The organism is Allomuricauda sp. CP2A (genome assembly GCF_001683915.1).
Lineage (GTDB): Bacteria > Bacteroidota > Bacteroidia > Flavobacteriales > Flavobacteriaceae > Flagellimonas.
Map to the genome: position 1 here is coordinate 20132 of NZ_LXTT01000130.1, position 13033 is coordinate 33164.

A 13033-nucleotide genomic window follows, 5' to 3' on the forward strand; every position below is an offset into this window, starting at 1 on the left:
AGACAATGAAAAGAAATCGATTAAAACTATTCACGCCAATTGCGTTAAGCATAGCACTCATAATTTCCTGTACAAATTTGGAAATTGAAGAGACAGACTCGAATTTTCCTGAGGATACCGGCGAAGGATTCTCTGGGGTGGGTGATCCCGCCAGTCAGGTAGATGGTCTTTACAACGATCTTAATGGCCATTTTGGAGATCAAGCAAACTATTATGCGCTTACAGAAGTTTCCACTGATGAGCAGTTAGTGCCCACTAGAGGTACTGACTGGGGGGACAACGGTATCTGGAGAACCTTGCACCAACATACTTGGGATGCATCACACCAATACATCCTAAATACTTGGAACCAGTTCAATCAAAACGTTTTTAGAGCTTCCGAGGTTATCGATTCCAGAAGTAACGCCCCTGCCGAAACCTTGGCAGAAGCCCAGTTTATCCGCGCCTTGAGTATGTGGGTAATTCTGGATCTATATGGACAGGTTCCCTTTAGGGAAGTGGATGAAGGCCCAGAAATCAATCCTCGTGTTTTGTCAAGGACCGAAGCAGTGGATTTTGTTATCACGGATTTGGAAGCTGCCATTACGGGGCTTCCTGCAGTAGCTGCACCAAGCAGTGAAGATAATGCCCGTGCCAGCAAAGCTGCGGCTCGCTTCCTTTTGGCACGTGTTCTTTTGAACAAGCATATTTATAATGGTTCTGGCACTCCAGATTCAGGAGATATGACCCGTGTTATTTCTTTGGTAGATGAAATCGCTGCCGAAGGATATGAACTTCAAGGGGGGTATTTTGACATCTTCAGGGATACTGCCGATACCGAAACCATTTGGTACCTTCCCACTTCAGTCGGTAACCGGATCTTTAACGGATTGCACTACAATTCCACCGAATTGGGTGGTGGTGGCTGGAACGGATTCAGCACGCTTGCAGAATTTTACGATATGTTCGAGGGAGACCCCAATAGCAACAGAGGTGAATTGGATGGTACTCCATTGGATGGCCAAGAAGAACGTCGTGGATGGGTTCCAAATGCAGGGACTCCCTTTACAGGTGCTGCCGGAACCAAAGATGATAACAGTGATGGCTTCGAAGATGGCTCCAATGTAGGATTTGGTTTCTTGATCGGACAACAATATACTCCTAATGGTAGTCTAATGAAAGATAGACCAGGCAACAATCTTATCTTCACAAAAGATTTTCCTGGTTTGGTGGGCAACAATGAAAGAACAGGTATTCGTGTTATAAAGTATGGTCCCCGCTATGGAGAATTCTTGAGCCATGAGATCATCTTTAGATATGCCGATGCCCACTTGATGAAAGCTGAAGCCATGATGCGTAGTGGCGGAGACCCAACTGCAATGGTCAATGAGCTAAGAACCCTTAGGGAAGCCACTCCTCTGGGCACTGTTTCAGAAGCAGACCTTTTGGCCGAAAGAGGAAGGGAGCTATATGTTGAGTTTGTTAGAAGAGGTGATATGATCCGTTTTGGTCAATACACCAGGGATTGGGAGTTTAAAGACCCATCTGCCGTAGGTGATGACACAAAACTATTGTTCCCAATTCCAAACAATGCTTTGCTTTCCAATCCAAACTTGGTTCAAAATCCAGGATACTAAGCAATCAAAGTTTAGGCTGTTTATACATAACGAAAGGCCGCCAATTGGCGGCCTTTTCTGTTTAAGCATGGCCGTTGTATCCAATATCGGATTAGTCAAAAATTAACCCTTTTTTTGGCAAACATTAGTCGTTGTAATATCCCTGTTTCCTATGGAAATAACTATATTAAACCTAGCTTTTGATACATGAAATGAGAGGATTGCGTCTGTTAACTTATGGTGTTGTTTTATTGATTTTCAGCTGTTCTTCGAACGAACCAAAAACCTTGTTTGTGCAAAAAAAGCCAACCCAAACAGGAATAACGTTCAGCAATGCACTGAAATCGTCCCCCGAACTCAACATTCTCAACTATCTGTATTTCTACAATGGTGCCGGAGTTGCTTCAGGAGACTTTAACAACGATTCTTTGCCCGACCTGTATTTTACATCCAATCAAGGTCCCGATAAACTATATCTTAACAAGGGCGGTTTTAAATTTAAGGATGTCACCGCCCCAGCCAATATTAAGAATGATTCTGGGTGGACCACGGGAGTTACCCATGCCGACATCAACAATGATGGACTTTTGGATATATACGTCTGCAAAGTAGGGGACCATGGTTCCATTCGGGGGCAAAATCTGCTCTATATCAATAAAGGAACAAATGCAAATGGTGTGCCCACATTTGAGGAAAGCGCGGTCAAATATGGGCTTGATTTTATAGGCTACTCCACACAAGCTGCCTTCTTTGATTTCGATTTGGATGGTGATTTGGACATGTACCTGTTGAACCATTCAGTAAATCCAAACCGCTCCTATGGCAAAGGAACCAAAAGAAAGATGACAGATGCAATGTCTGGCGATATCCTGTTTAGAAATGACGATGGATATTTTGTGAATGTTTCCAAAGAAGCGGGCATATTTCAAGGCAGCATTGGCTATGGTCTGGGATTGGCCATAAGCGATATCAACAATGATGGTTATCCCGATATTTATGTGGGCAATGATTTCTTTGAGAACGATTACCTCTATATAAACCAAAAAGATGGAACCTTTAAAGAAACCATATCACAAGACCCTACGAAAATGGGACATACCACCCACTTTTCCATGGGTAATGACATAGCAGATGTCAATAATGATGGGCTTGCCGACATTTTGTCCCTTGACATGCTCCCAGAAAATCTGGAAACCTACAAAACATCGGGGTTGGAATATCCTTATCCAGTGTACCAACAATACCTTAAAAATGGCTTTGCCCCACAGTACATGCAGAACGCCCTACACATAAATTTGGATGGCGAAAATTTTGGGGAAATTGCCAACTTGAGCGGCATTGATGCCACCGAATGGTCATGGGGCGCACTGTTTGCGGATTTTGACAATGATGGGTATAAAGATCTTTTTATTTCAAACGGAATCCAAGGGGTCACCAACGATATGGATTATATCAACTACATATCCAATACAGAGATCCAAAAAACCATCGAAAAAGGATTGTCGGACAAGGATATGGAACTCATAGACCATTTGCCCACAAAAAAAGTCCAAAACTATTTCTATAAAAACAATGGAGGCATGACCTTTTCCAATGTCACCGATATATGGAGCCAAAAAAGTGAATCTTTCAGTAATGGATGTGCTTATGCCGACCTAGATAATGATGGTGATTTGGACTTGGTGGTGAACAACGTCAACGAATCGGCCTTTGTTCTGGAAAACACGCTGAATGAGGGAAACTTTATCAAAATAGCGTTTGATGGCACCCCAAAAAACAGGTTTGGTATTGGAGCAAAAGCAATTGTATATCAAAAATCAAACAAGGCCCTACAAGAAAATTTTGCCACTAGGGGGTTCCTCTCTGCAAAGGATAACCGGCTAAACTTCGGCGTGGGCAAGGACAGCATCATAGATTCCATCCAGGTTATATGGCCAGATGGAAGGTTTCAGACCCTGCGCAACGTTCATGCAAACAAAACCTTGACCGTATCCTCCAAAGATGCGTCCGGCAACTATTATAAGGAGGCCCCTGCCAAAAGTAATTCCCAATTTTTGGCCAAAACAGAACTACTGGACTTTGTCCACGACGAGCAGCCTTCACTGGATTTTGATAGAAATCCCTTGGTTCCCTTTTCCTATTCCAATGAAGGGCCTTCACTTACAGTAGGTGATGTCAACAAAGATGGCTACGATGATTTTTTTATCAGTGGGGCAAAAAAACAAGCTTCAGCTCTCTTTCTACAAGATGGAAAAGGCAGTTTTAGTCAATCCCAGCAAGAATTGTTTGAATTGGACGAAATCAATGAAGACATTGACCAAGCGTTTTTTGATGCCGATATGGATGGTGATTTGGATTTAATCGTGGTCAGCGGGGGCAATGAATTCGCAAAAGGCAAACCCTTGCAGCCTAGAATCTATCTCAATCAAAATGGGGTCTTTTCAAAAAAAGAAAAACTGTTCGGCACCATTGAAGTCAACGCGTCCAAAGTTGAGGCTGTGGACATTGACAATGATGGAGACCAAGATATTTGTATCTCCTCCAATGCCGTTCCCACCAAATTTGGGGAAATTTCCAGGCAATACATCGTAAGGAATGATGGAAACCTGAATTTTACTGACATTACATCATCCTACGCTCCCGATTTTGAAACCATAGGCAATGTAAAAGATTTTGTGTGGACGGATTTGGACGGTAACGGATTTGTAGATTTGGTCATTGCAGGACATTGGACCCCCATTACCATCTTCCTGAACAATGGAAAACAATTGGTAAAACAAACGGGGAACGGACTAGACAACACCAACGGCTGGTGGAACTGCATAAAACTGGCCGACATGGACCATGACGGAGATCAAGATATTTTGGCGGGCAATTGGGGCCTCAACACAAAGTTCAATGCTTCCCTGGACAAACCTGTTACACTTTATATCAACGATTTTGATGGAAATGGTTCCATCGAGACCGTGATGACACATTTCCATGGCGACAAGGAAACTGCCTTTTCATCTAAAGATGAACTGGCCAAGCAAATGCCCTTTCTCAATAAAAAATTCCTTTTCTATAAAGATTTTGCCAAAGCATCCCTGGAAGAACTCTTTGGTAGGGAAAATCTGGAAAAAGCTGCCAAAAGAAAGGTGTACCTGCTGGAAACGTCATACTTTGAAAATGATGGAAAAGGTAATTTCTCCCCCAAGGAACTTCCTTTGATCGTGCAATCCTCCACGGTCAATGACATCTACATTGATAATAATGATGAAAAAACGACTAATGAAATATTAATGGTCGGGAATAATTTTGAGATAAGTACCCAACTTGGTAGATTAGATGCTTCGCATGGGTTGGTACTACAAAATGATGAAGAGGGCAACATATACTGGAAAGAGAACCTCAATATTTCCGGAGCTGCCCGAAAGATTGAAAAAGTAAACAGAAATGGGAATGAAGAACTCATCATCACGTTAAATAACGATTCTCCCGTTTTTCTAATCAAAAAACAGAACAACAAATGAGACTTAGAGCTGTAATCCTATGCCTTTTTCTGATTCACCTTGCGGCTTGCACCAACAAGGAATCAAATAACGCAACAGAGGAAAACGTTGAAACCCTCTTTACCTTGCTTCCTCCAGAAGAAACTGGAATCACCTTCATCAACGCCGTTGAGAATCAAAAGAACTTCAATATTTTCAAGTATAGAAACTTCTACAACGGTGGCGGCGTTGCCATTGGCGACATTAACAACGATGGCCTTTCAGATATCTATCTTACAGGGAACATGGTGGCTAATCGCCTGTATCTGAACAAGGGCAATTTCCAATTTGAGGATATATCGGAATCTGCAGGAGTTACCGGGAACAAACCTTGGTCCACCGGTGTGGTCATGGTTGATGTGAACCAAGACGGGCTCTTGGACATTTATGTCTGTAATGCAGGAAACATGGAGGGCAACAACCACGACAATGATCTCTACATCAATAATGGGGACCTTACCTTTACCGAGAGAGCCAATGAATATAATTTGGCCAAAACAGGCTTTACCACCCACGCCTCTTTCTTCGATTATGACAAGGATGGCGATTTGGATGCCTATATTCTCAATAACAGCAACATTCCCGTAAGCAGTCTCGGTTATGCCGAACAACGTGAAGTGCGCGCACAGGACTGGGAAGGTGTTCCCGATATTTTTAAAGGTGTGGGCGATATGCTACTCCGTAATGACGATGGCAAATTTGTGGATGTCAGCGAGGAAGCCGGTATTTATGGAAGCCTCATCGGGTTTGGATTAGGGGTGATGGTCACCGATTTCAACGGCGATTTTTACCCAGATATTTACGTCTCCAATGACTTTTATGAGCGGGACTATCTCTATATCAATCAAAAAGATGGCACATTTAAGGAGCAAATCAAGGATTGGACCTCACATTTGAGCCTTTCTGCCATGGGGATAGATGTTGCAGATATCAACAACGATGGGCATAACGATATTTTCATCACCGATATGCTTCCAGAAAAAGAACACAGGGTAAAATCTGTGATGGAATTTGAGGGCTATACTGTTTTTAACCTCAAACAAAGCAAGGATTTTGGCCAGCAATATATCCAGAACACATTGCAGCTCAACAATGGCAATGGTACTTTCTCCGAAGTGGCCTATTACAGTGGAATAGATGCCACGGACTGGAGTTGGGCCGGACTCATGTTTGATATGGACAATGATGGCCTAAAAGATATCTTCGTTACCAATGGTATTAACCACGACCTTACCGATTTGGACTTCGTGGACTTTTTTGCCAACGAGATTGTCCAAAAAATGGCACTGACCGGAAAAAAGGAATCCATTGATTCCATTATCAGCAAAATGCCCATAAAGCCCCAACCCAACTACGCCTACAAGAACAACGGGGACATTTCCTTTAAAAATGCCAACAAAGAATGGGGCTTTGACCTGCCTTCACGATCCAATGGGGCCGCGTATGGGGATCTGGACAACGATGGTGATCTGGATTTGGTCATCAACAATGTCAATACAGAAACTTTTGTTTATAAGAACAATACAGATACCCAACTGAACAACAACTACGTTCAATTAAAATTCAAGGGGCCCAAAACCAATCCATTTGGTGTGGGTGCACTGGTCCAGTTTTATTTTGATGGCAACATCATCAACCAAGAAATGATTCCGTCAAGAGGGTTTCAATCCTCAATGGAATATGGCATGACCATTGGATTGGGCAAAACAGCAGCACTGGATTCAATTCGCGTTGTCTGGCCCGATCGGCATACCCAAAAGCTCCAAAATGTCAAGGCCAACCAAATCATCACTTTAAACTATGATGATGCCACCGAAATCTATAATCCCGTCAAAAAAGAGAACAAAAAATCCTTGCTGACCGAATTGGAAACTGCCACAACGGTGGCCCACCAAGAGGACAATTACAACGATTTTGATTACGAGGGGCTTATCTATCAAAAACTGTCCCAAGAAGGTCCTTCCTTGGCCGTGGCCGACATTAATGGGGATGGAAATGAGGATTTCTTTATTGGCGGAGCCCGAAATCAGCCCGGAACCATCTATCTGCACCACGGAAATGGAAAAATCACCCAAAAAACATCAAGGGTATTTGAAGAAGACCAAATGTTTGAAGATGTTGCAGCGGCCTTTTTTGATGCAGACGGGGACGGTGACCTTGACCTCATGGTAGGTTCGGGGGGCAACAATGTAGGCGAACAACGTAGCTACATCCCACGCTTGTACCTAAATGATGGCAATGGGAATTTCACCAAATCGGAGACTAAATTGCCATCAACATTCAAGAACGTATCAACTATCTCCCCTTTTGATTTTGACGATGATGGCGATATGGACGTGTTTATTGGTTCCCGAAGTGTGGTGGGCGTATATGGCATATCGCCAGACCATCTTTTCTTGGAAAATATGGGCGATGGCACCTTCACCAATGTTACCGAACGATTGGGCTATGACCTAAAGGATGCAGGAATGGTAACCGATTCCAAATGGGTAGATGTTGATGGGGACTCAAAAAAGGACCTGATCGTGACCGCGGAATGGGACACTCCAAAAATCTACAAAAATACGGGGAGAAGGCTTACCAAAATGCCCTCTTCCCTAGACAGTCTCTATGGATGGTGGAATACTGTGGAAAGTGCAGATTTGGACAATGATGGGGACATGGATTTAATTTTGGGCAACCAAGGGTTGAACCTCCATTACAAACCCTCAATGGAAAACCCCATGAAAATGTGGATAAACGACTACGACAACAATGGCACCATTGAACAGATCGTTACCCTGGGGCAAGATGGGGGTGATTATCCCATCCATCAAAAAAGAGAGCTCACCGAGCAGTTGCCCGGTTTAAAAAAACAAAACCTGAAAGCTTCGGACTATGCCCACAGGACCATCCATGAACTTTTCCCAGAGCAATTGGTAAAGAATGCCATCATGAAAAAGGTGGAAACCTCAGCATCGGTAATTGCCATAAACGAAGGCGGTGGAAAGTTTACCATTCAAAATTTACCCCCTCGGGTACAACTTTCCTGTGTTTGTGACATTACCTGCACCGATGTGAACAAGGACGGAAACCTGGATCTGATCATGGCCGGCAATAATTTTGAATACAAGCCGCAATTCTCAAGACTGGATGCCAGTCATGGCAATATTTTGTTGGGCGACGGCAACCTTGGATTTGAATGGCAGAATTATGATATAAGTGGATTTAAGGTCAGGGATGAAGTAAAATATCTGGAACAATTCAAGGACAAAAACGGAAAAACTTTTGTAATTGTGGCCATCAATAACAATAAACCAAAGATTTTTGCCATTGATGAATAAGTTCAAAATAGCAGTTTTGGTCTCACTTCTTCTTGCCAGTTGCAAGAAAGAAGGCAGTCTCTTTGAAAATCCTTCGCCAAAAAAGACAGGTGTGGACTTTGTCAATACATTGACCACAACGGAAGACCTCAGTATTTTGGACTACCTCTATTTCTACAATGGCGGAGGGGTTTCCATAGGCGACATCAATAACGATGGCCTCCCTGATATTTTCTTTACCGGGAACCAAGTAAAGAACAAGTTATACCTCAACAAAGGCGACTTAAATTTTGAAAATATTTCAAGTGCTGCTGGAATTGAGGGTAATAGCACTTGGAACACTGGGGTAACCATGGCCGACGTGAACGGAGATGGGTTTTTGGATATCTACGTCTGTGCCGTGGTGGGGATAAACGGGTTCAATGGGTTCAATGAGCTCTACATCAACAACGGCGACAACACCTTTACCGAAAGTGCCGCCCAATATGGTCTGGATTTCGACTCGTACAGCTCCAATGCTGCTTTTTTTGATTATGATCTGGATGGAGACTTGGACCTGTATCTTCTAAACCATGCCGTGCACACCCAAAACTCGTTTGGGCGATTTGATCTACGCTTTGAGCGCCGCTATGAAACTGGGGACAAATTACTTCGTAATGATGATGGTCGGTTTGTGGATGTCAGTGAGGAAGCTGGCATTTACGGGGGCATCAATGGATACGGACTCGGTTTGGCCGTTGCGGATTTCAATCAGGATGGATACCCGGATATTTATGTGGGCAACGATTTCCATGAAGACGATTACTACTATTTAAATAATGGTGATGGCACGTTTACGGAAAGCCTCAAAAAATATTTTGGCCACACCACCCGATTTTCCATGGGAAATGATGTCACTGACATCAACAATGATGGGCGCCCCGATATTATTTCGTTGGATATGTTACCCGAGGATGAAGTCGCCCTGAAATCTTCCGAAGGCGATGACAATGTTCAAACACAAAAACTTCGGGTAGACCGTTTTGGGTATCACTACCAGTTCACCCGAAACATGCTTTTTGTGAACCAACCCGATGGCAATTACTTGGAAACAGCTTTCATGAGCGGTATAGCCGCAACCGATTGGAGCTGGAGTGCCCTCTTCGGGGATTATAACCTGGATGGCAAACAAGACCTTTTTATTTCAAATGGGATTCCAAAACGACCCAATGATTTGGATTTCATCAAATTTGTTTCGAGTGATGAAATCCAGAAAAAAATAGACAACACCAAACTGGTAGATCAAAAAGCGTTGAATCTTATGCCCTCTGGGAATGTGCACAATTATGTGTTTCAAGGAAGTCAGGATTTAAAATTCAAGGATAGGTCCGGCGATTGGATCACCAAAGACACTTTGATTTCTGGGGCTACGGCCATGGGGGATTTGGATAACGATGGCGACCTTGACCTGGTCACCAACAATATCAACCAGCCCGCTTCCCTTTACATTAACAAGGCTGCCAAAAAAGGAAATTATCTCAAATTAAAGTTTCAGTATTCCCCAAAGAACACCTTTGGAATTGGTACAAAAGTGTATTCCTATCAAAACGGAGGGCTTCAATTCAAAGAATTGTTCCCTACCCGCGGATTTCAAGCTTCATCAGAACCGATGATCCATTTTGGGTACGGAACCATCCAAAAGGTGGATTCCATCAGGATTATCTGGCCAGATAGGACTTACCAAACCTTAAAAGATGTCGCCACAAACCAAACCCTCACCGTAAAACCGGAAGACGCAAGGCCATTCAATTACAAATCACTTCACAAGAACGCCAAAAGACTTTTTGAGCCTGTTAACAATAATCTGGGCATAGATTTTACCCATGTGGAGGACAATTACACCGATTTTAACCGGGAAAAACTGATTCCCTATCAAGTTTCAGACAGGGGCCCGGCACTTGCTTTGGGTGATCTTAATGGCGATGGGAAAGAAGATATTTTTTTGGGAGGATCAAAGTTTGTCCCTTCAAAAGTTTATCTACAACAAGATTCTACTTTTGTACCTCAACGCTTTGAATCTATTGCCAAAGATTCCATTCGCGAAGATATTTCGGCAGCCATTGCCGATTTCAATAACGACCAAAAAAATGACCTGTTCGTAACGGGTGGTGGCGGTGACTTTTTTGGAAAATCTGAAGCGTTGCTGGAAACCTATTACGTTCAGAAAGACTCCAGTTTTTTAATCACAGAGCTGCCCAAATTTTTCCAAAATGCCTCTGTGGTAAAACCGTATGATTTTGACAACGACGGAGATTTGGATGTTTTTGTGGGAGGACATACCATTACGGCTAAGTTTGGAGCCCCCGCCACATCCTATATTTTGGAAAACAACAATGGGAATTTTTCCATTTTTGATGGGTTTGTGCCTTTTTCCGAAGGAATGGTAACTGATGCCATTTGGGACGATTTTAATGGGGATGGCACCAAAGATTTGATTTTGGTGGGAGAATGGATGTCTCCCAGATTTCTTCAATTTAAGAATGGAGCTTTTACCGAAACCAATCCCTTGGATATAAAAGGGCTTTGGCAAAGCGTAGTTGCATTTGATATTGATGGGGATGGTGACACGGATTACCTCCTTGGTAATTGGGGCACCAACTCAAAATTCAGGGCCTCTGAAAAATATCCGATGAAATTGTACTTCAATGACTTTGATAATAACGGTCAAACCGAAACCGTGACGGCCTTGGAAAAAGATGGCCTTTATTATCCCTTGGAAACCTTGGATGGGCTTACATCGCAATTGGTATATTTGAGGAAGGAGTTCACCACTTATAAATCTTTTGCCGGGAAGACCATGGAAGAATTGTTTGGAAAGAAAACCTTGAAAGAATCAACGCTTTTGGAGGTGAGCACCCTCGAATCTGGATATTTAAAAAATAATGATGGGATTTTCACTTTTGTTCCATTCAAAAATGAACTCCAAGTTTCCCCCATTATGGTATTTTTGGTGGATGATTTTGATGCTGATGGAGTCCAAGAAGTATTGATGGGCGGTAACTTTTTTGGGGTAAAGCCCTATCACGGACGACTTGATTCCTTTCCTGGGGCACTCCTGAAAAATGAAAATGAAATACTTTTGGGAACTGGACTGGGTCTGGATTTCACCAAAAAATCGTTGAGACATTTAAACACATTAACCCTAAATGGCAAAAAGTACGTAATTGCCATTTTTAATAACGACAAAGCACAAGTATATAGAATCAATAATTAAAAAAGGCCATGAAAGAAAGAATTAGTTTACTGGTAGCACTACTGTTGGTTTTTGTTTCCTGTCAAAAAAAGCAGGAACCCATAACCGTAACATCTGAAGACTATCATAAATCTGTGGACAAAGTCATTGAGGTCATGATTCATGATATCTTCTCTCCCCCTGTTGCAAGCCGAATTTTTGCGTATCCCAATATCGCGGCTTATGAAATCATAGCCAAAAAAGATGATCGTTATAAGTCATTGGCAGGACAAATCCATGATTTAGGGAACATTCCAAATCCCAAAACAGATGAGAACATCAATTATGAAATGGCTGCCTTGGTGGCCCATATAGATTTGAGCAGAAGACTCATTTTCTCCGAAGAACGGGTCAAAGCATTTCGCGATAGCCTCTATACCCTTTGGGCAGATAAGAATGAGCCCATGTTCAATGCATCCAAAGCCTACGGATTGGAAGTGGCAGATTTCATTGGGGCTTGGATGGACAAAGACAATTACAAACAGACGCGAACCATGCCCAAGTTCACGGTAGACACAGAGGAACCCTCACGTTGGCAACCCACTCCTCCTGCGTACATGAGTGGTCTTGAGCCACATTGGAGCAAAATACGCCCATTTGCCATTGATTCTGCCGAACAGTTCAAACCCATACCGCCCCCTCCTTTTTCCATGGAAGAAGATTCGCCTTTTTACAAAGAATTGATGGAAGTATATGAGGTTAGAAAAAGTATGGTCGGCAAAGGCGATAAGTCCGAAGAAATTGCTATTGCCCAATTCTGGGATTGCAATCCCTATGTTTCCGTCACTAGGGGACATTTGATGTTCGCCACAAAAAAAATTACCCCAGGGGCCCACTGGATAGGCATCACCAAAATTGCATGCAGAAAGGATGATACGGATTTTGCCACCACCACGTATGCCTATACCAAGACTTCCATTGCCATAGCCGATGCATTTATTAGCTGTTGGGATGAAAAATACAGAAGCAACCTTATACGTCCGGAAACCTTGATCAACGAGTATATTGATGATAGTTGGGAACCTGTGTTGCAGACCCCTCCCTTCCCAGAATATACCAGTGGCCACAGCGTGGTCTCCGGTGCCGCATCCACAGCCCTTACGGATATCTTTGGCGACAACTTTTCCTTTGATGATGATACCGAAGTACCTTATGGACTGCCCGTTCGTTCCTTCACATCATTCAAGCAAGCCGCCGATGAAGCGGCCATAAGCAGAATGTACGGCGGAATTCATTATCGCGCTGCCATAGAAGTGGGTGTTAAGCAAGGGCGTGACCTTGGAGCATATGTTGTTGATAAACTTGACATGACTAGAGGGTAATTTTCTATTTTTG

5 protein-coding genes are annotated in these 13033 nt (G+C 43.0%); all 5 read left to right on the forward strand.

Annotation, left to right across the window (positions count from 1 at the left end; all coding sequences use genetic code 11):
- The first annotated feature begins 5 nt into the window (after positions 1-5).
- The 5 genes from A7D14_RS15055 to A7D14_RS15075 all read left to right on the forward strand — a co-directional run bounded on the left by A7D14_RS15055 (position 6) and on the right by A7D14_RS15075 (position 13020).
- Complete coding sequence (locus tag A7D14_RS15055; protein ID WP_067036410.1) at positions 6-1616, forward strand: RagB/SusD family nutrient uptake outer membrane protein; 1611 nt, start codon at positions 6-8, stop codon at positions 1614-1616.
- Positions 1617-1888: 272 nt separating this feature from the next.
- Complete coding sequence (locus A7D14_RS15060; RefSeq protein ID WP_255307471.1) at positions 1889-5107, forward strand: VCBS repeat-containing protein; 3219 nt, start codon at positions 1889-1891, stop codon at positions 5105-5107.
- The gene (locus A7D14_RS15065) at positions 5104-8448 is read left to right on the forward strand and encodes a VCBS repeat-containing protein (RefSeq protein ID WP_067036415.1); all 3345 of its coding nucleotides are present in this window, start codon (positions 5104-5106) and stop codon (positions 8446-8448) included. The genes A7D14_RS15060 and A7D14_RS15065 overlap by 4 nt, the downstream gene beginning before the upstream one ends.
- On the forward strand, positions 8441-11680 hold the full coding sequence (locus A7D14_RS15070) for a VCBS repeat-containing protein (protein WP_067036418.1): 3240 nt from the start codon (positions 8441-8443) through the stop codon (positions 11678-11680). The genes A7D14_RS15065 and A7D14_RS15070 overlap by 8 nt, the downstream gene beginning before the upstream one ends.
- An 8-nt stretch (positions 11681-11688) precedes the next feature.
- A complete protein-coding gene (locus tag A7D14_RS15075) occupies positions 11689-13020 on the forward strand; it encodes a vanadium-dependent haloperoxidase (RefSeq protein ID WP_067036421.1) in 1332 nt (443 codons plus the stop codon).
- Positions 13021-13033 lie beyond the last annotated feature (13 nt).